The following is a 25,520-nucleotide window of genomic DNA, read 5'->3' as shown; positions in this document are numbered from 1 at the left end:
ACAGCCTGCGTCGCGCTTGTCTACGACATTGTGAGGACGCTAACCGAAAATCCGCGCCTCAGGGGATCAACAATGATGCATCGCCATACGAGAAGAACCGATATTCCCCCGCGATTGCATGGTCATAGATCGTACGCACCCGGTCCTGCCCCATCAGCGCCGAGACCAGCATCAGCAGCGTAGATTTCGGCAGGTGAAAATTGGTCATCAAAGCATCGGCGGCATGAAACTGGAAGCCGGGATAGATGAAGATGTCGGTCTCACCTTCCCATGGGGTGATCTCTCCGCCCCTTGCTGCGCTTTCAATCAGGCGCAGCGCGGTCGTGCCCACCGGAATGACGCGCCCGCCTGCGGCCTTGGTCGCGGCGATCTCGGCAGCGGCCTGAGGGCTGACGCACCCCCATTCGGCATGCATCTTGTGCGTTGTAACATCCTCGACCTTCACAGGCAGAAACGTACCAGCGCCAACATGCAGGGTGACATGGGTGAACTCCACCCCACGCGCGGTGAGGGCCTGCAACAAAGGATCATCAAAATGCAGCGAGGCGGTCGGTGCCGCAACCGCCCCGGAATGGCGTGCCCAGACCGTTTGGTAGTCGGTCTTGTCTTGCTCATCCGCCGCACGCTTGGCTGCAATGTATGGCGGCAGCGGCATCGCTCCGGCCTGTTCCAGCGCTTTGTCGAAATCCTCACCTGTCAGATTAAACCGCAGATAGGCCTGCCCGTCGGCGACCCGTTCCAAGGTGGCGCTCAGGTCATCGGAGAATACGATCTCTTCTCCCGGTTTGACCTTCTTCAGCGGTTTTACCAGCGCGGTCCAGCTGCCATCGGCCTGCGGCTCAAGCAAGGTCGCTTCGATTGCGGCCGAGACCGGACCTTGCGCGCTGTCACGGTGACGTCGCCCGTTGAGCCGCGCCGGGATGACACGGGTGTCGTTCAGCACCAGACGGTCGCCGGGCTGCAACAGATCAGGCAGGTCGAACACATGCCGGTCGCGGATGCCATCACCCTGCGCCACCAGCAGTCGCGCCGAGGATCGCGGGCTGGCAGGCCGCGTGGCAATCAGGTGTTCAGGCAGGTGGAAGTCGAAATCGCTGAGTTTCATGGCCGCGCCAATACAATGCCGCTAAAGATTCGGCCACTACTGAGATCAGCGATCTTCGCCGCGCGACTGGAAGGCGGGATGCGGGCGCTCGGATCGGTCGGGCGTTGCGTTCGGACCATCCGAGACGGTTGGCGCAGGCTGCCGCAATAGGTTGCGCAGAAACAGCGGGGCAAGGCCTGACAACGGGTTCACCGACACCTTCGGATTGGCCAGCGGCCCGGTCAGTGTGTAGTTGAACGCAAACACACCCTCCCCTTTCCGGGTCAAAACACTTCCAATCGCGTTCAACAGATATATCGGAGAAATCGCACCGCGCAGGTTCAGCCTCCCGGCGACAGTGTCGACGGTGCCATCGAAGGACAGGCCCATCGACGGGCCGACGGCACTGCCACTTAAAACCTTCACCTCGGTCGGCGTGAGGCGCATCGTGCTTTCGATCGCGGAAAAGAAGATCCCTTGCCCCGCCATTTCGTCCAGCAAGCCAACCAGGCTGATCGCATTCAGCAGGGCCGCCATCGCAGGGGCATCCTTGATCCGCGTATTCTCGATTCGCAGGTCCACATCATAGTTTCCGGGCTCGGCAATCGGGTCGAGCTGCACCTGCAGGTTGCCGCCGCGCGCCTGAGTGATAAGACCCGCGGACCGCATCACGGCACCTGCATCCTCAGAGGTCAGGCTAACTGCACTGCGACCGCCACGCGGAGACACCTGCCCCCTGATCGGCGCACCACCATTCACTTGCGCGGCAAAGGCACCGGTCAGCCCTCCGGTGGTCTGGAACGAACCGGTCAACCCTGTCAGTGCAACCGTTTCGGTTACCTGCAACCTGTCCAGCGTGACATCCATCTTCGGCCCCGGCCCGCCAGCGCCCCCCTCGCCGCCGCCTTCGCCCAAGGTCGATTTGCCCAGATTCAGCACGCCCCCCAGGACCCGAATATCAGGCAGCGCGGCCCCACGTCCGATCAGCTCGGCAGGAACGGCCAGCCAATCTCCGATCTCGAACGAACTGAACCGGACCCGATCAAAAGCCCCATCATGGAATGAAATCGAGGCCGCGCTTCGCAACCCAGCGGCATTGATCCGCAGGGAATCGACACTCAGATTTGCGCCCAGCGTTGCCTCGGCTGTCAAAGAGCCGCTGGTCGCCGCCGCCTTGCGCCAGCCAAGTTCGGGGATCGCAAGTGTGACACCCACCAGATCGGATTGCGCCGTTAGTTTGAGAGGATCGCCTGCCCCTATGCCCAACGAGAAATCCGCCACCCCCTGCCCCGTCAGCATGCCGCGCGGCAAACCGGCGTTGATCTGATCCATCAGACGAGGCGAAAGCTCGATCTGCCCGCTCAGCGTGCTGCGCTGCGCCTTATCCCCTCCGATAGGTTGCTGCCAAAGGGCCGTGACCGGCACCACACCAAAGAGACCCTGTCCGTCAATCAAGACCCCGGTCTGATCTCCGGACAGGTTCAACCGATCCGCACTGACCTCGAACCCCGGCACAAGTTTATCACTGTCGAGATCCGCCAGAGTGCCGTCGAAATGAAACCGCGTATCCTCCAACGTCAGCCCCTTGATCAGCGGCAGAGACAGCGTGCCGTCAAGACTGACCTGTCCATCGGCAAGATCGACTGGCAGATTGGCCTTGGTCAGCAGCGACAACGGAGGGCGGTCCAGCAAAGACAGTGCCGCCGTGACGCTGCCACGCGCCTGTATCCGCGCGATACCCGGGGTCGATTTCCTAATGCCGGTATCGGGAATGATGAAAGAGGTGCCAGCGGCATCTACCTGCCCCCCTTGATCGGCAACCACCACACCTTTTTGCGCGGTCACGGTAAACCGCCGATTCAACAGGCTGGCCTGTCCTTGCGCGTCTTGTACCGGGGGCAGCGTTTTCGCAAATCTCAGACTGGTGTTTTCAAACTCGAAATCCGCGTAGATGTCAGGCTTTTCGCCGGGGCGCAGGCGCAAGGCGAAGTCAAGATCCGACATTTCTCCGTAATGCAGGTTTTCGGTCACCCAAAGGCGCGGCTTGGGGGCCAGACGCTCGGGCCAATAGTTCAGCAACTGGTCCGAGTTCATCTGGTCGATTTGCGCGTCAACCTCGGCCAACCATCCGTCGGACAACCCGGCCAGCGCACCGTTGAGCCGCAGACGATGCGCGCCATCCTCGACCGTCATCTGCCCCACGCGCATCCGGAAGGGCGCAAGTTTCATCTGAAAATCAACATCCGCGCGCTTTAGGTTCAGCGCTTCGGGGAACAGGTTTGCCGGGTTGACCTCGATCCCGCTCAGCCGGAACTGCCCGGCCATACTGTCGAGACGCCCGGCCTCGACCCCTTCAAGAAACGCCTTACCCTCGGCATGGACTTCGCCCCAGGCGGAGTGGATGGAGATTTCGTTGAAGTCCAGCACTTCCTGCTGCGGGTTATAGGTGAAATAGGTACGCGCCGAATCGAACCGGACCGGGCGGGTCTCGGGCGTTGGCTGCACCGCCCCTTCTCCAAGATTCAGTGTGGCAAAGACCGGCCCGAGCGCGCCATCGGCATCGACACTCCCGCGTAAGGCGCCCGAGATCGGCGTGCGCAACACCTGCATCCAGGCCAGCGCGGGGCTGTGTCCGGCAATATCTTCGGCAGGCAGATCGGTGATCGAGATACCGAACTGCGCCGCTGCACTGTCCAGTGAACTAGTATAGTTCGCCTCAATCCCGCTTACATAATCGCGCCCGGCCAGTACCGAGAAACCGGTGGCGAGCCGTACCTCGCGCGCACTGCGGGTGGCTTGAATATGGCCGCCATCCAGCACCCACGAGCGACCCAGCCGCAGGTCACGATAGTCCAGAGTGATCGAATCCAGCCGAACCGAGGTCAGCGCCGACAGCGCGGGGGATCGAAACACCTCATCCGAGGCCTCGATCAACTGCGCAAGGTTCGGCGCCTCGCCAACCGGCGCGCTGCCGGTGCCCACGGTCAGAGATAGCGCACCATCTTCGCCTCGTGTCAGTGCAATCTGCGCGCCCTGCAGGATGATCCGCTTGGGCCGAACATGGCCCCGCAACAAAGGCCGCATCGCTAGGCTGGCGCGTAGGTCCGACACCTCGGCTATCTGTTGCCCGGCCGCATCACTGATGCGCACATCCGTCAGGCGCAGACGCGGCCGCCACCCCTCATGAATGATGAAACTTACGTCGCCGAACCGGACCTGCACGCCGCCCAATGCCTTGTCCAGCCGTGCTTCGACGCGGTCGCGCACCCAGGCCGGAGCATGCATCCGCTGCCCGACCACCATGAATCCGGTCACCAGCCCCAGAAACACCAGAACAAAGACGCCGCGCATAGCCCACAGGCCAGCCGTCCGCCGACGCGACCGGCGACGCGGCTTCTTGCCGCTCTCAGTCTCATCCTGCTGATCTTGCTGGACCAATTTGCGTTCCACGCCTTTCAACCTGCTCGCGGCGCCCTATGATATGAGCCAACCGTTAATTTTCTCAGCCGGAGTTTTCATATGCCCGACGTTTCAGACATCGCCCCAGACTTTACGCTGCCTCGCGACGGCGGCGGAGAAGTGACCCTGTCGGAACAGCGTGGCCGCGCCGTCGTTCTGTTTTTCTACCCCCGCGATGATACGCCGGGCTGCACCAAGGAATCCATCGGTTTCTCGGAACAGCTTCAAGCATTTAGTGACGCAGGCGCTAACGTTTTCGGTATCTCGCGTGATACCGTCGCCAAGCATGACAAGTTTGTCGCCAAACACGGGCTGACGACGCCGCTATTGTCTGACGAAGGCCAGACCGTGTGCGAGGATTATGGCGTCTGGGTCGAAAAGAACATGTACGGCCGGAAATCCATGGGCATCGAACGCTCGACCTTTCTGATCGATGCCGAAGGCAAGATCGCGCGCGTCTGGCGCAAGGTGAAAGTGCCCGGCCATGTCGACGAAGTGCTGGAGGCTGTGCAGGCGCTCTGACCCTCTCGACCCGCGCGGACATACGGGGTATGCCCCGCGCGATGCAGCGCAGGGGGCGACCGTGGCGAAAACACTGACCGAAATGGCGACCGAGGTTCTGACCACAGCAGACGGGCGCGCAAAGACCGCATTGTCCAAACGCCATGCCGCCGCGTGGTTTGCCGCCCGCAACGGCGAAACGCCGGGAATCGAGATCGGCACGGCAGAACCGCCCTTGTCGCCCGCGCGTCCGGATAAGCCCGAACTCCTGTCACCCCGCGATGTGCCGCGCCGCAGACCGGGGTCCGAGGCAGGACGGATCGCGCTGTTGCACGCCGTCGCGCATATTGAGTTGAACGCGGTGGACCTGCATTGGGACATCATCGCCCGGTTCGGCCATGTCCCGATGCCCATCGGTTTCTACGACGACTGGGTAAAATGCGCCGAAGAAGAATCGCGCCACTTCGAGATGGTCTGCGATTGCCTTGAGCAGATGGACAGCCATTACGGCGCCTTGCCCGCCCATGCGGGCATGTGGCGCGCCGCCGAAGACACCGCCCACGATCTGATGGGCCGCCTCGCCGTAGTGCCCATGGTGCTCGAGGCGCGCGGGCTGGACGTAACCCCGGGCATGATCGACATCTTCCGCAAAGCCAAAGCTGATGACGCTGTCGCCGCGCTCGAAGTGATCTATGCCGAAGAGGTCGGCCACGTCGCCTATGGCTCGAAATGGTTCCACTTCCTGTGCGGACGTGAAAACGCCGACCCCAAAGATGTATTTCACAACCTCGTCCGCCGCTATTTCCATGGCGCACTGAAGCCTCCCTTCAACGAAGAGAAACGCGCCGAGGCCGGCCTACCGCCCGATTTCTATTGGCCTCTGACCGAAGATCTGCCACCGCCCGGAGGTGTGGCAGACTGACCGCAAACGCCCGGTTTAGGCAAATTCCCGCCGATCGCCTGCGGGAAACCCCCGGTTCGGGCTGTGAATTGGTTAACAAACTTGCCCGAATGATCCGTCCGCATTATGCAATCGCCCCAAGGAGCGGCTACTCACTCACGATCGGCTCCGGGATATGGGGACAACTGAGGTAGGACGCGTGCGGACACGTCTGGCAATCAAACTACACTCGCTGCTCGAGCGGCACTTTCCTGAACGCCGGGTATTTCTGAAATCCGACAATGACACACGGTTCATTCGGCTGAGCTCTGAGACTCAGATCGCGGCCGTGACAGGGGTCGGCATCATGGTCGCCTGGACCGCGATTGCCACCTCGATCCTGCTGATGGACAGCATCGGATCAGGCAATTTCCGCGAGCAGGCCAAGCGCGATCAGGCCACTTATCAGGAACGCCTGAACATCCTGTCATCGGAACGGGACGCCCGCGCAGCAGAGGCGTTGGCCGCCCATGAGCGCTTCAATGCAGCGCTTGAGCAGGTCTCGGCCATGCAATCCGAATTGCTGGAATCGGAAAATCGCCGTCGCGAGCTGGAAACGGGAATCGAGGTTATCCAGACCACCCTGCGCGCCACCATGAAGCAGCGTGAAGAGGCCCGCATCGAATTGGCGGATCTGCAGCAAAGCGCCAATGGAGATGCAGCTTATGTGATGGCTTCGGCCAATCCGGCCCAGATGGCATTCATGACCGACGCATTGGCGCGCACTGCAGCGCAACGCGACCAGATCGCTGCCGACGCACAGGGAGCTCTGGATCAAAAGGATGAGCTTGAGCTTGAAATTCGCCTCATGCAGGAACGCAGCGACGAGATCTTCCGCCAGTTGGAAGAGGCCATGTTGATCTCGGTCGAACCGCTGGACAAGATGTTCCGCAGCGCAGGTATGCCAACAGATCGTATCCTCGAAGAGGTCCGGCGCGGATATAGCGGTATGGGCGGTCCGCTGACCCCTTTATCCCTGAGCACACGCGGTGAGGAACTGACCCCCGACCAGATCCGCGCCAATATCCTACTGGAACAGATGGACCAGCTGAATCTCTATCGCATCGCTGCCGAAAAGGCCCCCTTCGCCAGCCCGGTGCGCGCCGCAGTTCGCTTCACCAGCGGCTACGGCACCCGTCGCGACCCCAAGACCGGTGGACGCCGTATGCATAACGGCGCAGATTTCGCGGGTCCGCAGGGCACTGATATCTTCGCGACCGCTGACGGAGTCGTCACCCACGCGGGCTGGCAATCGGGCTTTGGACGGCTGGTCAAGATCAGGCACGCGTTCGGGATTGAGACACTTTACGCTCATAACACCAAGTTACGCGTAAAGGTTGGTCAAAGGGTCTCGCGCGGGGATCATATTGCTGATATGGGTAGCACCGGACGGTCGACCGGCACACACCTGCACTATGAGGTGCGCGTGAACGGAAAACCTGTAAACCCAATGACTTACATCAAGGCTGCGAGAAATGTTTTCTAAGAGCAAAATCAACGAGCCCGGATCGAAAGAGACTGAGGCAGCAAAACCGGCCGCACCGGCCACCCCGGCGGCGCCCGCACCGGCTGAAACCAAGGCCAGCACCCCGCCCAAGGCCAAGCCACCTGCATCGGTCCTGTCGTCGGATCTGCACATCACCGGTAACCTGAAGACCTCGGGCGATATCCAGGTTGAGGGCACTGTCGAAGGCGACATCCGCGCCCACCTGCTGACCATCGGCGAAACCGCCACCATCAAGGGCGAAGTCACCGCAGATGACGTCGTGGTCAATGGTCGTATCGTGGGCCGCGTGCGTGGCCTGAAGGTCCGCCTGACCTCGACCGCACGTGTCGAAGGCGACATCATCCACAAGACCATCGCCATCGAAAGCGGCGCGCATTTCGAAGGCTCCGTACAGCGTCAAGACGACCCGCTGAACCCGGGCCGCAGTGGCAAATCCGGTGCCAATCCGGCGGCGGAAGTGAAGCAGTAACGCTCCGGTCAACGAAGTAGCAAAATCAATTGGCGCCGCAGGACTACCTGCGGCGTTTTTTTGTTTTGTGGGTGTTCGCCTAAGCCTGGCAATGATCACAATGTGGACAAAAAGGCCGAAGAGGCCGCTCTACTGAAAGTCCACTTTCCTTTGGCCAGCCACTTCTTTAGGACTAGCAGCCGTTTCGTAAAGCTAGAGGGAACAAACAATGCGGAAGGTTTTGGTTACTGGATCATCCGGTCGGATCGGCCAGGCATTCTTTACCGCGTATCAGGAGCGCTATGAGTTTGTGCTGACTGATATGAAGGAGCCTACGCAACCGGTCCCGGGTCCGCATCGCTTTGTGCAATCTGATCTTTCTGATGTAAATGCCGCTGACGCATTGTGCCAGGGCGTGGACGCGGTTGTGCATCTTGCTGGCGTGCCAGACCCAGACGCTGAATTTGACGATGTGCTGCCCGCCAATATCTTGGCGACAACCTATTTGATTGAATCCGCTCGTAAGGCAAAGGTCAGTCGCTTCGTCTATGCCAGCAGCGCGCAAACTATCGAAGGATACCCTGTAGACCGGCAGATTGTGCCGGGATGGCCGTCGCTCCGGCCAATCTCTACGGTGTCTCCAAGTGTTATGGGGAAGCTCTGTGTTCACTCTACGCAACGCGCTTCGGTATGTCCTGCGTTTCCTTGCGAATAGGGGCGTTCGAGCCTGCTGACGGCCCGCCGCTTGAAACCAAGCGCGATCTCAGCGCTTGGCTTAGCCATCGTGATGCAACTCACCTGATTGATCGAGCAATTCTAGCTGAGATTAACGGGAGTTTCATTGCACACGGAATCTCAAACAATCGTTTCAAACGGCTAGATTTGACCGAAACCTGCAAAGTTCTGGGATACGCGCCACAGGATGACGCATTTTCGACCTTCCCGATACCCTCTGCCTAATATCGACGTTCGGTCGCGATGCAGAACCGGTCGAAAAGGACGCAGAACAAACATTCTTGATCAACCGGACACGGAACCAAGCTCCGCAACAACGCCTCCAATCTGACGTATCTTAGCCGGAATTCCCCGACCATTCACAATTTCACAAAAAGTATTTTTTGAATTACCCTTAAAGCCATTGTTTTTCGGAGGAGATTCCATGTCATCAAAACTCATGGCCGAATTCTTCGGCACGTTCTGGCTGGTGCTGGGCGGTTGCGGCAGCGCGGTGCTGGCCGCGGGTGTGGCCGATGTGGGCATCGGCTGGCTGGGCGTATCCTTCGCCTTTGGCCTGACCGTACTGACCATGGCCTACGCTGTCGGTCATATCTCGGGCGGGCACTTCAACCCGGCGGTCAGCCTCGGGCTGATGATCGGCGGGCGGTTCGACGCCAAGGATCTGATCCCCTATTGGATCGCTCAGGTAATCGGCGCCATCGTTGCGGCAGCCGTTCTCTATCTGATCGTCAGTGGCGCGCCGGGGTTTGAGGGTGTGGGCGGCTTTGCCTCCAACGGATATGGCGAGGCGTCACCAGAAGGGTATTCGATGATGTCTGCCCTGGTGATCGAAATCGTCCTCACGGCGTTTTTCATCGTGATCATCCTGGGCGCGACCTCCAGCGGAGCCCCCGCCGGATTCGCCCCGATAGCAATCGGATTGGGGCTGACACTGATCCACCTGATCTCGATCCCGGTGACCAACACATCTGTAAACCCCGCCCGCTCAACCGGCGTGGCGCTGTTTGCCGATGGTCCGGCGCTGGCGCAGCTTTGGCTGTTCTGGGTGGCACCATTGATCGGTGGCGCGATTGGCGCGCTGATCTGGAAGGTTATGACAACCGACGACTGACTTGGACGTCAGATAAATTCTACCCGCCGCCCTGAAAATCGCGATACCATCGCGCGACAGGGCGGCGGTATCCAGCGTCGCGCCATAGATTTGGGAGGACGCAATGAACAAGCTCATCACAACGGCGTTTCTGGGCTGCTTGGCTTCGGCCAGCTGGGCCAACGAGCAATGGTTGACCATTCCGCAGGCCCCGGCCATGCCCAAAGCCGCAACCTCCGGCACCGCCGAGGTTAACGGCATCGACATGTATTACGCCACCTATGGAGAGAGCGACGGCATCCCCATCCTGATGATCCATGGCGGCCTCGCGCATGGGGATATCTGGGCAGCGCAGGTGGCGGACCTCGCGCAGGACCACTCTGTCATCGTTGCGGATACACGCGGGCACGGACGCTCGACCAACGACGGCAGCACCTATGCCTATGATCTTCTGGCGCAGGATTATCTGGCTCTGCTGGATCATTTGGCCATCAATCAGGTCCATCTTGTCGGTTGGTCGGACGGCGCCAATATCGGCTATACGATTTCGACCACCGCACCGGATCGGTTGGCCAGCCACTTCGCCCATGCGGGCAACGTCACGCTGGACGGTATCGACCCGTCGGTCGAAACCAACGCAGTTTTCGGCACCTATGTCGGCATGATGGCAGAGGATTATGCCCAGATGTCACCTACCCCGGATGGGTTCGAAGCGTTTCTGGGTGGAGTCGCGGCCATGTGGGCGACGGAAAAGCCCGGCGGCCTTGAAGGGTTGGCATCGGTTACGGTCCCCACGCTGGTCGTGCAAAGCGCACATGACGAAGCGATCCTGACCGAACATTCAAAGGCTATCTCCGAGGCTATCCCCGGTGCCGATCTTCTGATTCTGGAAGATGTGAGTCATTTTGCGTCTTTTCAGGACGCGGAAGGATATACCAAGGCAATCCGGGACTTTATTGATCAATAGTCCAAAGCCCGGCGCCGCAACCAGCGCCGGGCTTATTTCTTATTCCGTAACGGTGACTTTTTTCATCGCATCAGGCTGACCGATGACAGCGCCATTCGGGCCATCGCCCCGCTTGATCGCATCAACCACATCCATGCCATCTGTCACCTGACCGACAACTGTATACTGGCCGTTCAGGAACGGGCCAGGCTCGAACATGATGAAGAATTGCGAGTTCGCGCTGTCGGGATCCTGCGCGCGCGCCATGCCGACAACGCCGCGATCATAGTTATAGTCCGAAAACTCGGCAGGCAGATCGGGACGATCCGAACCGCCGGTACCCGCGCGACGCATGTCGCCACCGATACGGCCAAATTCGACATCGCCGGTCTGCGCCATGAAGCCGTCGATAACGCGGTGAAACACCACGCCATCATACTGACCGGCAGCAGCCAGGGCGGTGATCTGTTCAACGTGTTTAGGTGCCAGGTCTTCGAACAGATCAACGGTGATGGTGCCATTGGCCCCTTCACCTTCGATTTCGATTTCAAGACCGGTGGCCAGCGCCGGGCTGGCCAGCAGTGCAAACGCGGCGGCCAGCTTATACATCGGCGGCCACCTTGACGCTGATCATGCGGTCAGGGCTTGCAGGCGGCTCGCCACGGGTGATGGCGTCCACATGTTCCATCCCTTCGATGACGCGGCCATAGACGGTGTACTGGCCGTTCAGGAAGTGATTGTCCTTGAAGTTAATGAAGAACTGAGAGTTGGCCGAATCCGGGTTGGCCGAGCGCGCGGCGCCCAGCGTTCCGCGATCATGGGGCAGTTTCGAGAACTCAGCCGGAACGTTGGGCAGAGACGAACCACCGGTGCCCGCCATGCGCAGGTTGAACCCGTCTTCCATGTCGCCATGCTGCACGTCGCCAGTCTGTGCCATGAACCCGTCGATCACGCGATGGAAAGCAACGTTGTCATATTCACCACCACGGGCCAGCTCTTTCATGCGGGCCGAATGCTGAGGGGCCACATCAGGCAAGAGCTCGATGACGACATTGCCGTCTTTCAGCTCGACGATGATTGTGTTTTCGGGGTCTTTGATCTCGGCCATGTGGCCCTCCTGTCTTTGAAACTTGCGCAAATACCTATGACGCGGGCGCACGAATGCCAAGTGACGCATTGACCTGAGGGCAAAATGCAGGAAAAGAACCGCCTGACACTGGATGCAATGGGCAAGGACAAGCGCGATGGGCTGGAAATCTCTGGACGATATGGATCTGAACGGCAAACGGGTTCTGGTGCGCGTGGATATCAATGTTCCCGTCGCAGATGGCGCAGTCACGGATGACACGCGTATCCAGCGCATCGTGCCCACCGTACGCGACATCCTCGCCGCAGGTGGCAAGCCGATCCTGCTGGCGCACTTCGGACGCCCCAAGGGCGAACGCGTTGCCGAGATGTCTTTGAAACAACTGGTTCCCACCCTTGAGGCCGCATTCGGCACGCCGGTTCGTTTTGCCGATGATTGCGTCGGGCCAGAAGCAGAAGCCGCTGCCGCATCACTGGATGACGGAGAAGTTCTTCTGCTGGAAAACACTCGCTTCCATGCCGAAGAGACTAAGAACAGCTTCGCCCTGGCCGAAGGCATGGCGAAGCTGGGCGATATCTATTGCAACGATGCCTTCTCAGCCGCGCACCGCGCCCATAGCTCGACCGAGGCGCTTGCCCGCCTGCTGCCCGCCTGCGCCGGTCGCCTGATGCAACAGGAGCTGAGCGCCCTTGAGGCCGCTCTGGGCGCGCCCAAGCGGCCTGTCACCGCAGTTGTCGGGGGCGCAAAAGTGTCGACCAAACTGGACCTGCTGGGCAACTTGATCGAGAAGGTTGATTACCTGGTTATTGGCGGTGGCATGGCGAATACCTTCCTGGTGGCCAAAGGCGTCGACGTCGGCAAGTCCCTTGCAGAACACACGATGACCGATACAGCCGCCGAAATCCTGAGCAAGGCCGAAACCGCAGGCTGCACCATTGTGTTGCCGCGTGACATCGTCGTGGCCGAGGCATTCGAGGCCAACGCGCCGCATCAGGTCCTGCCCGCTGATCAATGCCCCTCGAACGCCATGATCCTGGACGCAGGCCCCGAAAGCGTCGTCGCAGTGTCCGAAGTGTTGGAAAATAGCCAGACCCTGATCTGGAACGGCCCCCTTGGCGCGTTCGAGCTCACCCCGTTCGACGCGGCCACCAACGCCGCTGCCCTGAAAGCCGCAGCGTTGACCCGCGACGGTAAACTGACCTCGGTCGCTGGCGGAGGCGACACGGTCGCAGCGCTGAACGCCTCCGGCGCGGCGACCGATTTCTCGTATATCTCCACCGCTGGCGGCGCCTTCCTGGAATGGATGGAAGGCAAGACCTTGCCGGGCGTGGCAGCACTGGATCAATAAGCGCCCAAAGCTCAGGCCTCAGCTTTTTCGTCACAGGGGATTCACAAGGCGAATCACCTGTGACATAGTGCGTTCAGACATCCGCAAAGGGTGCGTTTCTGAGGCAGTTTGTTATACGGCGGTTAACACAGTGACCCGTTCCCATCGGCCCGGTCTGGGGGCTTTCATCTTCTTCTCGGTTGCCTTCATGCTGGGCGTATATTTCACCTTTGCCGCAGTGCAGGGGGATTATGGCTTGTTTCGTCGCGTTGAGATTGCAGCGGAACGCAACGCCCTGTCGCGCGATCTGGCCCAACTGAACGCCGAGATCGACCGGATGGAAAACCTGACCCGTCGCCTGTCGGACACCTATCTGGATCTCGATCTGTTGGATCAGCAGGCCCGCTCGGTCCTTGGTATGATCCGCGCGGATGAGATCGTCATCCGCTGACAAGATTTTTCGTCGAAAAATCTCTGCACCGTCTCGCCCATTAAATAAGCTCCCGTCAGCCGCAATTCGCGCGCTTGCCTCCGCGTCACTTTTACCCTCGCCAGATGAGGAGAAATGCCTTAATAGATAGTTTAACGCTAAACTATCTTGCCGAAAGGGGGAGATCGCCACTATGGCTGCGCGAAAAACCACAAAGAAACCAAATGTTTCTGCGGAAGAACTGACCACATATTACCGCGAGATGCTGCTGATCCGCCGATTCGAGGAAAAAGCGGGTCAACTCTACGGAATGGGTCTGATCGGCGGTTTCTGCCATCTCTATATCGGTCAGGAAGCGGTTGTTGTCGGCCTTGAGGCTGCCGCCAAAGAGGGCGACAAGCGGATCACATCCTACCGTGATCACGGCCACATGCTGGCCTGCGGTATGGATCCCGGCGGCGTGATGGCCGAACTCACCGGGCGCGAGGGCGGCCTGTCCAAGGGCAAAGGTGGCTCAATGCACATGTTCTCGAAAGAGAAGCATTTCTACGGCGGTCACGGTATTGTCGGTGCTCAGGTGCCGCTGGGTGCGGGTCTGGCTTTCGCCGACAAGTACAAAGAAAATGGCGGCGTGACCTTCACCTATTTCGGGGACGGCGCGGCCAACCAGGGTCAGGTCTATGAGACCTTCAACATGGCGGCCTTGTGGGAACTGCCGGTGGTGTTCGTGATCGAGAACAACCAATACGCCATGGGCACCGCTCAGGCGCGCTCGACTTCTTCCGCCGACATCTACCACCGCGGTCAGGCCTTTGGGATACCCGGTGAAATGGTCAACGGCATGGACGTGCTGGCGGTCAAAGCCGCCGGCGAAAAAGCGGTGGCCCACTGCCGCGCGGGCAAAGGCCCCTACATCCTTGAGGTCAAGACCTACCGCTACCGCGGCCACTCGATGTCCGACCCGGCCAAGTACCGCACCCGCGAAGAGGTTCAGAAGGTCCGCGAACAAAGCGACCCGATCGAACATGTGCGCGAGCTGCTGCTGACCGGCAAACACGCGACCGAGGATGACCTGAAAGCGATCGACAAAGAGATCAAGGAGATCGTCAATCAGGCCGCCGAATTCTCGAAAGAAAGCCCCGAGCCGTCACTGGACGAGCTCTGGACCGATATCTACGCCTGAGAGGACGAATAGACATGGCAACCGAAATTCTCATGCCCGCCCTTTCGCCCACGATGGAAGAGGGTACGCTGGCCAAATGGCTGGTCAAGGAAGGCGACACCGTATCCTCTGGTGATATCATGGCCGAGATCGAAACCGACAAGGCGACGATGGAGTTCGAAGCCGTCGATGAAGGCATCGTCGGTAAGATCCTGATCAGCGAGGGCACCGAAGGGGTCAAGGTCAACACCCCCATCGCAATCCTTGTAGAGGAAGGCGAAGACGCCTCCGCCCTGCCCGCGGCTGCACCCGCAGCCGCAGCGGTGACCGAAGCCGCCCCTGCGGCGGTTGAGGCCCCCGCTCCGACAGCAGCCCCTGCTGCTCCGGTTGTGGACCTGTCGCCCGATTGGCCGGCCGACGCTGAAATGAAGACCGAGACCGTCCGCGAAGCGCTTCGCGATGCGATGGCCGAGGAAATGCGTGGTGACGGAGACGTCTACCTGATGGGTGAAGAAGTCGCCGAGTATCAGGGCGCTTATAAAATCTCGCAAGGTCTGCTCGACGAATTCGGCCCTAAACGCGTGATCGACACGCCGATCACCGAGCATGGCTTTGCCGGTATCGCGGTCGGGTCGGCCTTTGGTGGCCTGAAACCGATTGTCGAATTCATGACCTTCAACTTCGCCATGCAGGCGATTGACCACATCATCAACTCGGCTGCCAAGACGCTCTATATGTCCGGCGGTCAGATGGGTTGTCCCATCGTGTTCCGTGGCCCCAACGGTGCCGCCGCCCGCGTGGCCGCGCAGCACTCTCAGGACTACGCCGCGTGGTACATGCAGATTCCCGGTCTGAAAGTCGTCATGCCCTATTCGGCAGCCGACGCCAAAGGTCTGCTGAAATCGGCGATCCGTGATCCCAACCCGGTGATCTTCCTGGAAAACGAAATCCTCTACGGTCGGTCCTTCGACGTACCGCAGGTGGATGACCTGACCATCCCGCTGGGCAAGGCGCGCATCTGGCGCGAAGGCTCTGACGTGACCATCGTCAGCTTTGGCATCGGCATGCAATACGCACTGGAAGCCGCCGACAAACTGGCCGAGGATGGCATCAGCGCCGAAGTGATCGACCTGCGCACCATCCGCCCGATGGACACCGGCGCAATCATCAACTCGGTGATGAAAACCAACCGTCTGGTAACCGTCGAAGAAGGCTGGCCGCAAGGTTCGGTCGGCAGCTACATCAGTTCGGTCGTAATGCAGGAAGCGTTCGATTACCTCGACGCACCGGTCATCACCCTCACCGGTAAAGATGTTCCGATGCCATATGCGGCGAACCTCGAAAAGCTGGCGCTGATCACCACGGATGAGGTGATCGCAGCGGTGAAACAGGTGACCTACCGGTAATGGAGATCAGGGGCCGCGATCCAGCAACCGAATGCTACCGTGTCGAGATTGACCTCGATGACCGGACCGTGCGGGCGCTTGTGCCCGAACGGCTGGCGGCGGATATGCGGTTGATCGGCGCGCGCCCCTCGCACCAGACAGCCTATGTCTGGATGGCTGAAAACAAAGATAAAATCGAGGCTGCGATTGCGACGCTCGCACGCGGCACCGGGCGCCCAAGGGCGCCTTTTGACCAAATTACTTTGATTGAGGAGCGCTGAGATGCCCACCGAAATCCTGATGCCCGCCCTGTCCCCAACGATGGAGGAAGGCACGCTTGCAAAATGGCTCGTCAAAGAGGGCGACACTGTCTCCTCGGGCGACCTGCTGGCCGAAATCGAAACCGACAAGGCGACGATGGAGTTCGAGGCCGTCGACGAAGGCACCATCGGCAAGATCCTGATCGCTGAGGGCACCGAAGGCGTCAAGGTCAACACCGCCATCGCAGTTCTGCTGGAAGATGGTGAAAGCGCTGATGATATCGCGGCCGCACCCGCCGCTGCTCCAGCGGCTGCACCTGCAGCCGCAGCGGGCAACGAGGCTGCCGCGTCAGCGGCACCCGAGGCGCCCGCCCCTGCTCCGGCAGCTCCGGTCAAAGCCGATGGTGGTCGCATCTTCGCCTCCCCGCTGGCCCGTCGGATTGCCTCGCAAAAGGGTCTGGATCTGGCTCAGATTACCGGCTCCGGCCCACATGGACGTATCGTCAAGGCGGATGTCGAAAGCGCAACTGCCGCGCCTGCTGCGGCAGCAGCGCCCGCAGCTGCAGCAGCCCCAGCCGCCGCGCCTGCAGGGCCTTCGGCGGATGCTGTCGCCAAGATGTACGAAGGGCGCGATTACGAGGAAATCAAACTCGACGGCATGCGCAAGACCATCGCCGCACGCCTGTCCGAAGCCAAACAGACCATCCCGCATTTCTATCTGCGCCGCGATATCAAGCTGGACGCGCTGCTCAAGTTCCGCAGCCAGTTGAACAAGCAGCTCGAAGGCCGGGGCGTGAAGCTCAGCGTCAACGATTTCATCATCAAGGCCGTCGCCAACGCGTTGCAGCAGGTTCCCGAATGCAACGCTGTCTGGGCGGGCGACCGGGTTCTGCAACTTAAACCTTCCGACGTAGCGGTTGCCGTTGCGATCGAAGGCGGCTTGTTCACACCGGTTCTGCAGGACGCTGACACCAAATCACTCTCGGCACTCTCGACCGAGATGAAGGACCTCGCCGGTCGCGCACGCGAGCGCAAGCTGGCCCCGCATGAATACCAGGGCGGCACCTTCGCGGTCTCGAACCTCGGCATGTTCGGCATCGACAATTTCGACGCTATCGTGAACCCGCCGCATGCAGGTATTCTGGCCGTAGGCACTGGTCTGAAGAAACCGGTTGTAGGTGATGATGGCGAGCTGACGGTTGCAACTGTCATGTCCGTTACAATGTCAGTCGATCACCGCGTCATCGACGGCGCTCTTGGCGCGCAGTTGCTGCAAGCCATCGTCGATAATCTGGAAAACCCGATGGTCATGCTGGCCTGACACAATCGCCGCTGCCGGGGTTCAGACCCCGGCGGGGCCTCTCGCGATCACCGCTGTGATGTGAGAAAGCGTGATCAGCCCGACGGTTGCTCACGCCCCCCGATTTCCCCACCTTCATGCAGACAGTTTTGCAATCCAAAGGTGGACCATGCGCATTTCTGACCTGACCAAAACCCTGCTTCTGGTTGCCGTGACCGCAACTACACTCCCTGCGGCTGCAATCGCGAAGCCCAACAGCTATCCGGGTGAGAATTCCAAGTTCAATTCCACCGACCCTGCCGTGATCGCACAGCAAAAAGCCGAGCGTCAGAGGCGCATCGAATTGCGGAAACAAAAGCGTGAAGAGCGGCGGCGCGAGCGGCAGAACCGAAAGAACAACCGCTCGAACTGATCCTTACTGGTCTTTCCCCAGCATGTGATCCATCGAGATCGAAGGCTGCTCGCAGCCTGCTTCACCCACGATCTTGGCGGGAATGCCAGCGACGGTCTTGCATGGCGGCACTTCTTGCAGCACCACCGAACCCGCCGCGATGCGGCTGCAATGACCAACCTCGATATTGCCCAGCACCTTGGCCCCGGCTCCGATCAGAACACCGTCGCCGATAGTGGGGTGGCGCTGCTCCTCTTCCTTGCCGGTCCCGCCCAGCGTCACCGAATGCAGCATCGAGACATTGTCGCCCACCACGGCGGTTTCGCCGATCACGATGGAATGGGCGTGGTCGATCATGATCCCCTTGCCGATTCTGGCGGCAGGATGAATGTCGATCCCGAAAATCTCGGACGAGCGCATCTGGAAGAAATAGGCCAGATCATGGCGGCCCTTGCGCCACAGCCAATGGGCCACGCGATAGGCCTGCATGGCCTGATAGCCTTTGAAGTACAGGATCGGCTGTAACAACCGGTGGCAGGCCGGATCGCGCTCATACACCGCCATCAGGTCAGCACGCGCGGCTTCAATCAGCCCCTTGTCGTCGGCATAGGCCTCATCCACGATCTCGCGCAGCACCATCATCGACATTTCGTTCGAGCACAGCTTGGCCGAGATACGGTAGGACAATGCGCGTTCAAGACTGCGGTGATGCAGAACACAGGCATGCACCAGCCCGCCCATCAGCGGCTCTTTCTCCACGGCCGCCTGGGCCTCGGATGTGATACGATCCCAAACCGGATCGACAGGGGTGACTTGGCTGCGCGTTTCAAACATGGCTTTGATCCTTTGCTCCGCCTAGAATGCCATCTAGTGATAAAATCACCAAACGCAAACCCTTGATGTGCCCTACAACAAAAAATGAACCCTGACGATCTGAAGTATTTCAAAGACTTGATCCACCAAAACTTGACTGCCCTGCAAACCCAATCCGAAAGCGGGCAAGAGGCGCAGGCCGTGGTCGAGCTCGATCAGCAGGCAGTTGGGCGGCTCAGCCGGATGGATGCCTTGCAGAATCAGGCCATGGCCAAGGCGCAGCAGGCGCGCAGGGATACCGAAACCCTGCGCCTTCAGGCCGCGCTGGATCGCATGGCCGAGGGTGAATACGGCTATTGCGAGGATTGCGGTGAGGATATACCGCGCGGCAGGTTAAAGCTGGATCTGGCCGCCACCAAATGCGTCAGCTGCGCCTCTGGCTGATATGAAACCGGATCAGGGCGCTCAGAACCATTTCAAAACACTGGCAATATTGCAGATCGTCAAAACCCGGCTCATCCGCCAGTGCCCGGCTGCGTGCCGCGCTCATCAACGCGCCGTTGCCATAGACCGGGTGCAACCGTCCGGTCGCTTGGACATGCCTGTCCGCGCGTTCGGCTTCGGCGATCATCCGGACGCATAATCGACGACGTTCCGGCGGCGGCGCGGCCAGCAAAGCCCGCGCCGCCGCGCTGATATCTCCGTGTAAGACGGGGCGCATGGGCGCGTCAGACAACCATCAAGCGGGCAACTGCTCCGGGCCCGTAGGTGGCCGAGACCTGCGCAACCGTGATCTCATACGCACCGCTCAGGCCATCCTCGGCCTTCATCGCGGCCGAGTATTCCCAGCTCGGCGCACTTGCGACCGTCTCACGCAAAACCGCCCCGTCAGCGATAATTCGGATCAGGTAGGATTCACCCTCTTCCCCCAGCGGAACTTCAAGCCCATCCCAGTCATCCCCGTCAATCCGCGTGCGTCGCACCCATGTGAACATGTCCCCCGCGTCAGTCGGCGCCCGCCGCAGATGCGCTGGCGCGTAAGGGCGCAGCCCATTGCCGTCGAAGGCCTCGACCAGATGCACATAGGCCGGATCCTCGTACCCGCGCATTGCAGGACCGATACGATAATGCTTGGCCACCCGCCGTTCGGTGCGCAAAAGGCTGGTCTGGTAAACCCTCTGATCCAGCAGAACAAAGCTTGACCCCTCGGGCCAAACATCCAGCATCAGCGCGTCCGTTCCCAGTTGCCCACGCAAACGACCAGACAGATGGTAGATGCCGGTCTCCTGCAAGCTGGCCTCGGCGAACTGGAACAGCTCCCAATTGCCCGGAGTGCCATCCCCGATCGCCGCCAGATTGGCCCCGCTCAGCAAAGCCGACCGGGGTCGCGATTCTAGCAACCCGTCGATCAGATTTACTCGCAGCGCCGGTCCCTCGTCCCAGATGCCAGCACTGGTGCGCCGCAGCGGGGTTTCCGTAAACCCGATGACCGCCTGCCCGGCTATAACCTCCTGCAGGGCATAATCCTCGTCCTGCGCTGCGGAATAGATCGCCACGCTGCCGGGCCAGGGATCAGCCGAGATCGCCAGATAAGGCGCGTGAGGTTCCTCTGAACCGGTGATCAAGGGCAAATCCATGAACACCGGCAGAACCGGAACCGGGGCCGTATACGGTTTCGCCGTCACCCCGTCATCCTGCATGTCAGCGCGCGCATAAACCCCCGGTTCGATCCGCACCGCATCAGCCAGTTGCATCTCGGCCTGCTCCAGCCGGTCGATGCGATAGAGCGCTCCCGCCCCCTGCCCGAGGCCAGGCAGACGCACCACATCCCCCGCCCCCACATGCAACAGAGACGGCGGCAAAGCGAATCTTGCCGTCTCGCGCGAGATGCGCGACTCGCTCAGCCACCGCTCGACCGTCTGCCGCCCTTCGGCGCGGGTCATCGACAGGGGCATCTCATTCACTGCCACCGCATGGGTGCTGTCATCCGGCAGCACCGCTTCCTCGGCAACCACATCGTGATTGGCATCCGACTGAACAAAGCGCAGCCGCACGCGGCCCGTCATCTCAGCCTCGGCCTCACGCCGATACTCGACTGACCCATCAAGGTCGGAGCTGATAGCGATCTGCTCAGACTCCAGCTCATGCGGTCGACGTCCGTCACGGGTGCGGAACACCAGCACGCCATCGCGCTCAATCGCGTCGAACCCATAGCGCAGCATCAGGGGCTGCAGGGCTTGACGCGCGTTCATCACATCCTCGACCGCATAGCCGCGCACCACACCATAGAGCGCCGAGACATCGATATTCCTTACCCCCGCGCCATGGCAGATTTCGGTCACCACCGAGGCCAGCGTGCGTGAGCCAGAACGCCCGTTCAACCAATGCCCGCGTGCATAGTTGTCGCCGTCCGTCCATTGCGAACGCAGGTTCGGGAAGGTCGGATAAGGCCGCGCATCCCAGGCCCAGACATAGGCGTTCGACATATCCACCATCGGGCCGCCATAGATCTCGGACGTCGGATTGGTCTGCCGATCACCCCAATAAGCCAACATCGCACGAAGATATTGAACCAGTATAAAGTCGTCGCGCATACCATTGGAATATTTTGGCAATTCCGATTCCGATGACTTCGGATCCAGAAACTTGTTCGGCTGATTGGTGCCTTTGTCGATGGCGGCACAGCCCAATTCAGTGAACCAGATCGGCTTTGACCCGGGCACCCAGCTCGTAGGGTTCTCCTGCCGGACCCCACCGATGCGTTCATGGTGCCGGTTGGCCCACCAGTTGCGCAAATCCTTGTAACGCCAGACCCATGGCTCGCCATAAGCATCATCGGTGATCGGCGTCCGCACCTGCGCATCTGCCGCTTCGGGCGAGGCATAGTACCAGTCGTAGCCTTCGCCGCCCTCGATATTGCCGCGCAGATAGCCCAGATCATAGATCGACCCGACCCCGGCATCGAGATGACCCTCACCCTCGCGCCAGTCGGACAGAGGCATATAGTTGTCGATGCCCACGAAATCGATGTTGTCGTCAGCCCACAGCGCATCCAGATGGAAATACCGGTCACCGCTGCCATCCTGCGGCTGATACCCGAAATACTCGGACCAGTCGGCGGCATAACCAATCTTGGTGCCCGACCCCAGAATTTCACGCGCTTCAGCAGCCAGTGACCTCAACTGCGCAACCGCGGCGAAGCCCGAAGCGCCACGGATCTGCGTCAACCCGCGCAGCTCTGAGCCGATGCAGAACGACTCCACACCTCCGGCTGCTTTGCACAGGGCCGCATAGTGCAGAATGAACCGCCGCAGCCCCCATTCCTGCGGGCCGCTATAGGTGACCCGGCCACTGCCGGTAGAGAAATGAGAAGCCCGTGCAGTGCCAAAAAACGCCGCCACCTGCGCATCGGCTGCGGCAGTCTGATCCGACGAGCCCTCTCGCCCCGGAGCAACGTCCAACGTGATCCTGCCCCGCCACGGCAGATGCGGCTGATCGCCTGCATCCGACCACGGATCAGGCAGACCGTTCCCCTGCAACTGCTCCATCAGAATGAACGGATAGAACATGACCCGCTTGCCGGTCTTCTTCAGGTGCTTGATCGCCTGAACCACCGCCGCATCGGCTGGGGTTCCGCCATACACCGGGCGCCCATCGACCCAGCGCACCTTGCTGGCCGCCACGCGGGAAACGCCGGACACGCTCCAGGGCATGTTCTCGCCATCAGCGCTCTTGCGCTCGACCTTAGGACGAATCTGACACTCACCGCAGCGCAGATCGTCGCCAAACCACGATACGATCAACGAGGCCGCCTCGCATCCCGGTAATTCTCGGGTCAGCGCCCGCGTCGAAGTCACAAGATCGGATCGACCAGAGGGCGAGTTGACATTCGCTGCCCAGCTGCGCCCCCTGCCCTTGCTGTAGTTCACCTGAGATGAAGCCAGCGCATATTCGCCCGTTCCCGGCATCAGCGCGACGCCTTTCACGATCCGCGACAGCGCATCCTCGGCATCGGGCATCCCCTCCTGTTCCTGCCGGACCACCTCGAACGAAAATTGGGGCACTCGATTGCCATAAGGACCCAGCTGCAGGTCTTCGATCACCACATAAGCCGTACCGCGATATGCCGGCACCTGACCCACGCCTTCAATGGCCTCGATCAACGGGTCGGGCAGTTGCTCGGGACCGCCGCGATAGATGCGCATGTTCAGTGACCTGCGCTCAACCTCTTCGCCATCCGCCCACACGCGCGTGATGTCAGCAACCTCGCCCGCCCCGACCGCAATCGCCAGCGAGACGGAATAGCTATAACTGTGGGTCGTCGTCTTCACCTCAGCCGGTTTCGGAGAGCTGCCCTTGCCGCCTCCGGTGGACTGGGTCGTGGTCGAAGTGCTGCGCGTTTCCAGAAAGTCCGACGCCCAGATGACCTGGCCGCCCACACGCATACGGCCAAACACCGTGGCCACCGGCGCACCCTCGCCGGTTTCGGTCAGGCGGAATCGGTCCAGACGGCCGGTCTCGACCACCTCGCTGCCGCCGCCCATGACCGATTGGCCCATCAGACGATTGTCGATCACCCGGCCCAGCGTTGCGCCCACCGCGCGACCGATAATGGCCGTCGAAAGACCCGCAACCGACCCTCCAATCGACCCGCCCAGCGCCGCACCCGCAGCGGATAGAAGAATAGTAGCCATCAGAGATCCTCCAGCGGGAACGCGAAACAAGCAACGGCACGGCGGCGCCAGGGCTCACTCAGAGTGTTTTCAACCACGCCATGCCCGGAATAGGCATGGATGAAACGCACCGGGTCTGACCCGCTGACGATCCCCAGATGCTTGGCAACCGCCGCGTCGCGCATCCGAAACAACAGCACATCGCCCGAGGCCATGTCGTCGGACGATTTCTCGATCAGATGGCGGCGGGCTGCGGCCCACATGCGCTCCTCGCCCTGCGGCTCGGACCAGTCCATGCTATAGACCGGCACCGTCTCGGGCTCGTGCCCCTTCACGGCGCGCCAAACGCCCCGCAGCAGGCCGAGACAATCCGCCCCGGCCCCACGGACCGAGGCCTGATGCACATAAGGCGTGCCCAGCCAGCGCCGCGCCTCGTCAACAATATCTTGCTTTACCCCGATCACCGCCTGCTGCCCCCTCTGTTTGGATCGCTTTTCTTCGGTGTGGCCATCACCCAGTCTTCATGTGGAAGATCAGGGAAGCCCTGAAAATTCAGGATGTTGTCGAACTTCAGACGGCAGGTGCTCATACGCTTGTCGCAGCCGGCAGTCAGTTGAACGCGGTCACCGCCAACCAGCCCGCCGCCAATCGCGGACCACAGCGTAACAACGCGCCCGCCGCTGGCCTGTTCGTCCAGTTTGACCGAAGCCCACAGACCCTGCGCCGCACCGTCCAGCACGTCCAGCCTGCCCCGCTCAAACCATCCCGCATCGGCACCCTCCGCGCCCTGCAAACGCAAAACCGTACCCTCGACCAAGACAATTTCGGCCTCGGCGCGATACCCCGGCGTGTCCAGAGCAAAACGGCATGCGCGATCCCCCAGCACCGCCGTGCATGGTTTCTGATAAATCCGTCCCAAAGGCCGGTTCAGCAGATCGGTCAGCCCTCGCAACTCCGCATGAAACGCTCCGCCCGCGCGGCGCAATTCGCCAATCGAGCCGCGAAACTGCAGCATCCGCTGCTGGGGATCAGCCCAATTGACTAACCAGGCCCGCACTTCGGCCCCATCAAAGCGCCCCGCTTCGATATCCTCTTCCCGGACCGAGGCATCAGACAGCGCGCCCATCGCCTCGGTATTATCGATCGACAGGCCGGTTGCCTGCTCGATCGCCGCAGCGGTCAGACCGGTGCTGGCTTTGAACACCAGCCCGTCAAAGCGCAACTCCATATCGTGATCCGTGAAACCATAGACCTGCCCGTCGCTGCGCGTAATCGCCCAGCAACGACAGGTGGTGGTCAGCCCGCTTTGCAAATGCGCCTGCAGCGCCTGTTTGTCCCCGCTCATCAGACCCGCACCTCGACCACCGGTACGTTCGGGACGTCACCGGCCTGAAAGCTGGCCACGCTGGTCTGGATCTTGTCGGTGTCGAACCGTACCGGAACGTCGAACTCAAACCCGGCTGTAATCTCGACCTGCTCAGGCGGCGGGGCTGAGAACATCACGCGCCCGGTCGCCAGATCGACCTCAAAATCCACGCCTTCGCGCTGCGCGTCCTGATCCAGCCCAAGCTTCACGGTCCCCAGCACCGGCTTCAGGATTGGCCGAACATAGTTGAACCCGCCCGAGCTGTAGGTCTTGATCAGCTGAAACACCGTGGTCTCGCCATCCCCGCGCGCAATGACCTGATCGCCCTTGTCGACCTCAGCCGTCGCCGCGCCCGATTTGAAATCCGACCAGTCCTTCCAACGAAACCCAAACATCTGCCCCTGCCGCGCCTCAAAAAACGAGATCAAAGTCTCGATATCATCCAGCGACCGCATCCCCAGCCCGGCGTCATAGCGCCTGCGGGAATGCGCCCAGGGGGTGTTGCGTTCCTCAAACCCGTTGGCCAACGTCACGATATCGGTGCGCCGTTCCGGTCCACCGACCGAGCCAAAGCTCAGGCTGGCGGGAAATCTCACCTCGTGGAAATTCATCA

Annotated in this window: 25 protein-coding genes; 15 read left to right on the top strand and 10 right to left on the bottom strand. The window is 60.8% G+C overall.

What is annotated here, in order from left to right:
- Positions 1-58: 58 nt before the first annotated feature.
- Both queA and ACR0NF_RS02495 read right to left on the bottom strand, forming a co-directional pair.
- The gene (gene queA / locus ACR0NF_RS02500; protein WP_480777717.1) at positions 59-1,105 is read right to left on the bottom strand and encodes a tRNA preQ1(34) S-adenosylmethionine ribosyltransferase-isomerase QueA; all 1,047 of its coding nucleotides are present in this window, start codon (positions 1,103-1,105) and stop codon (positions 59-61) included.
- Between the two features lie 45 nt (positions 1,106-1,150).
- Positions 1,151-4,534 (bottom strand): YhdP family protein, encoded by a 3,384-nt coding sequence (locus ACR0NF_RS02495; protein WP_480777716.1) that lies wholly within the window; start codon positions 4,532-4,534, stop codon positions 1,151-1,153.
- Between the two features lie 69 nt (positions 4,535-4,603).
- Between ACR0NF_RS02495 and ACR0NF_RS02490 the strand changes: the two genes are divergently transcribed.
- The 7 genes from ACR0NF_RS02490 (at position 4,604) to ACR0NF_RS02460 (ending at position 10,734) form a co-directional block, all read left to right on the top strand.
- The gene (locus tag ACR0NF_RS02490; RefSeq protein WP_480469494.1) at positions 4,604-5,065 is read left to right on the top strand and encodes a peroxiredoxin; all 462 of its coding nucleotides are present in this window, start codon (positions 4,604-4,606) and stop codon (positions 5,063-5,065) included.
- A gap of 82 nt (positions 5,066-5,147) precedes the next feature.
- Positions 5,148-5,966 carry a ferritin-like domain-containing protein gene (locus ACR0NF_RS02485; RefSeq protein ID WP_480658550.1) on the top strand — a complete coding sequence of 273 codons (819 nt, stop codon included), beginning with the start codon at positions 5,148-5,150 and terminating at the stop codon, positions 5,964-5,966.
- A gap of 178 nt (positions 5,967-6,144) precedes the next feature.
- On the top strand, positions 6,145-7,470 hold the full coding sequence (locus tag ACR0NF_RS02480; protein ID WP_480777715.1) for a DUF5930 domain-containing protein: 1,326 nt from the start codon (positions 6,145-6,147) through the stop codon (positions 7,468-7,470).
- Positions 7,460-7,960, top strand: coding sequence for a bactofilin family protein (locus ACR0NF_RS02475; protein ID WP_480469492.1), 501 nt, complete (start codon positions 7,460-7,462; stop codon positions 7,958-7,960). Before ACR0NF_RS02480 ends, ACR0NF_RS02475 begins: the two co-directional genes overlap by 11 nt.
- A 208-nt stretch (positions 7,961-8,168) precedes the next feature.
- Positions 8,169-8,654, top strand: coding sequence for an NAD-dependent epimerase/dehydratase family protein (locus ACR0NF_RS02470; RefSeq protein WP_480777714.1), 486 nt, complete (start codon positions 8,169-8,171; stop codon positions 8,652-8,654).
- A gap of 444 nt (positions 8,655-9,098) precedes the next feature.
- Positions 9,099-9,788, top strand: a complete 690-nt coding sequence (gene aqpZ, locus ACR0NF_RS02465) for an aquaporin Z (RefSeq protein ID WP_480469490.1) — start codon at positions 9,099-9,101, stop codon at positions 9,786-9,788.
- Positions 9,789-9,891: 103 nt separating this feature from the next.
- On the top strand, positions 9,892-10,734 hold the full coding sequence (locus ACR0NF_RS02460) for an alpha/beta fold hydrolase (protein WP_480777713.1): 843 nt from the start codon (positions 9,892-9,894) through the stop codon (positions 10,732-10,734).
- Positions 10,735-10,773: 39 nt separating this feature from the next.
- Here the strand turns inward: ACR0NF_RS02460 and ACR0NF_RS02455 are convergent, their stop codons facing one another.
- Entirely contained in the window at positions 10,774-11,322 is a 549-nt protein-coding gene (locus ACR0NF_RS02455; protein ID WP_480777712.1) for a peptidylprolyl isomerase, read from the bottom strand.
- Positions 11,315-11,821, bottom strand: coding sequence for a peptidylprolyl isomerase (locus tag ACR0NF_RS02450; RefSeq protein ID WP_480469487.1), 507 nt, complete (start codon positions 11,819-11,821; stop codon positions 11,315-11,317). Before ACR0NF_RS02450 ends, ACR0NF_RS02455 begins: the two co-directional genes overlap by 8 nt.
- Positions 11,822-11,957: 136 nt before the next feature.
- On the opposite strand from ACR0NF_RS02450, the gene ACR0NF_RS02445 reads away from it, so the two are divergent.
- The 7 genes from ACR0NF_RS02445 (at position 11,958) to ACR0NF_RS02415 (ending at position 18,076) form a co-directional block, all read left to right on the top strand.
- Positions 11,958-13,148, top strand: coding sequence for a phosphoglycerate kinase (locus tag ACR0NF_RS02445; protein WP_480777711.1), 1,191 nt, complete (start codon positions 11,958-11,960; stop codon positions 13,146-13,148).
- A 130-nt stretch (positions 13,149-13,278) separates the two neighbouring features.
- On the top strand, positions 13,279-13,578 hold the full coding sequence (locus ACR0NF_RS02440) for an FtsB family cell division protein (protein ID WP_480469485.1): 300 nt from the start codon (positions 13,279-13,281) through the stop codon (positions 13,576-13,578).
- Positions 13,579-13,750: 172 nt separating this feature from the next.
- Positions 13,751-14,740, top strand: coding sequence for a pyruvate dehydrogenase (acetyl-transferring) E1 component subunit alpha (gene pdhA, locus ACR0NF_RS02435; RefSeq protein WP_170585104.1), 990 nt, complete (start codon positions 13,751-13,753; stop codon positions 14,738-14,740).
- Positions 14,741-14,754: 14 nt separating this feature from the next.
- A complete protein-coding gene (locus tag ACR0NF_RS02430; protein WP_480469484.1) occupies positions 14,755-16,125 on the top strand; it encodes a pyruvate dehydrogenase complex E1 component subunit beta in 1,371 nt (456 codons plus the stop codon).
- Positions 16,125-16,385, top strand: a complete 261-nt coding sequence (locus ACR0NF_RS02425; RefSeq protein WP_480469483.1) for a hypothetical protein — start codon at positions 16,125-16,127, stop codon at positions 16,383-16,385. Before ACR0NF_RS02430 ends, ACR0NF_RS02425 begins: the two co-directional genes overlap by 1 nt.
- A 1-nt stretch (position 16,386) precedes the next feature.
- Positions 16,387-17,685, top strand: coding sequence for a pyruvate dehydrogenase complex dihydrolipoamide acetyltransferase (locus ACR0NF_RS02420; protein WP_480777710.1), 1,299 nt, complete (start codon positions 16,387-16,389; stop codon positions 17,683-17,685).
- Positions 17,686-17,833: 148 nt separating this feature from the next.
- Positions 17,834-18,076 (top strand): hypothetical protein, encoded by a 243-nt coding sequence (locus tag ACR0NF_RS02415; protein ID WP_480469481.1) that lies wholly within the window; start codon positions 17,834-17,836, stop codon positions 18,074-18,076.
- A gap of 3 nt (positions 18,077-18,079) precedes the next feature.
- Here ACR0NF_RS02415 and cysE read toward each other — a convergent pair whose 3' ends face one another.
- Positions 18,080-18,889, bottom strand: coding sequence for a serine O-acetyltransferase (gene cysE, locus ACR0NF_RS02410; RefSeq protein WP_480469480.1), 810 nt, complete (start codon positions 18,887-18,889; stop codon positions 18,080-18,082).
- A gap of 84 nt (positions 18,890-18,973) precedes the next feature.
- Between cysE and ACR0NF_RS02405 the strand changes: the two genes are divergently transcribed.
- The gene (locus ACR0NF_RS02405) at positions 18,974-19,312 is read left to right on the top strand and encodes a TraR/DksA family transcriptional regulator (RefSeq protein ID WP_480777709.1); all 339 of its coding nucleotides are present in this window, start codon (positions 18,974-18,976) and stop codon (positions 19,310-19,312) included.
- Here ACR0NF_RS02405 and ACR0NF_RS02400 read toward each other — a convergent pair.
- Genes ACR0NF_RS02400 through ACR0NF_RS02380 form a run of 5 tightly spaced genes read right to left on the bottom strand, consistent with a single transcriptional unit; the run spans position 19,293 to position 25,518 of the window.
- Positions 19,293-19,589 (bottom strand): DUF7742 family protein, encoded by a 297-nt coding sequence (locus ACR0NF_RS02400; protein WP_480777708.1) that lies wholly within the window; start codon positions 19,587-19,589, stop codon positions 19,293-19,295. The genes ACR0NF_RS02405 and ACR0NF_RS02400 overlap by 20 nt on opposite strands.
- 7 nt (positions 19,590-19,596) lie before the next feature.
- Entirely contained in the window at positions 19,597-23,562 is a 3,966-nt protein-coding gene (locus ACR0NF_RS02395) for a baseplate multidomain protein megatron (RefSeq protein WP_480777707.1), read from the bottom strand.
- Positions 23,562-24,002 carry an NlpC/P60 family protein gene (locus ACR0NF_RS02390; protein ID WP_480471889.1) on the bottom strand — a complete coding sequence of 147 codons (441 nt, stop codon included), beginning with the start codon at positions 24,000-24,002 and terminating at the stop codon, positions 23,562-23,564. The genes ACR0NF_RS02395 and ACR0NF_RS02390 overlap by 1 nt, the downstream gene beginning before the upstream one ends.
- Positions 24,002-24,886 carry a DUF2163 domain-containing protein gene (locus tag ACR0NF_RS02385; RefSeq protein WP_480469476.1) on the bottom strand — a complete coding sequence of 295 codons (885 nt, stop codon included), beginning with the start codon at positions 24,884-24,886 and terminating at the stop codon, positions 24,002-24,004. The genes ACR0NF_RS02390 and ACR0NF_RS02385 overlap by 1 nt, the downstream gene beginning before the upstream one ends.
- Positions 24,886-25,518: a phage distal tail protein, Rcc01695 family gene (locus tag ACR0NF_RS02380; protein WP_480469475.1), complete on the bottom strand. Its 633-nt coding sequence runs from the start codon at positions 25,516-25,518 to the stop codon at positions 24,886-24,888. Before ACR0NF_RS02380 ends, ACR0NF_RS02385 begins: the two co-directional genes overlap by 1 nt.
- Between the last annotated feature and the right edge of the window lie 2 nt (positions 25,519-25,520).

The organism is Ruegeria sp. CF4 (assembly GCF_056537345.1).
Note: the sequence above shows the minus strand (reverse complement) of the source record. Positions and strands in the feature narration are given on the sequence as shown.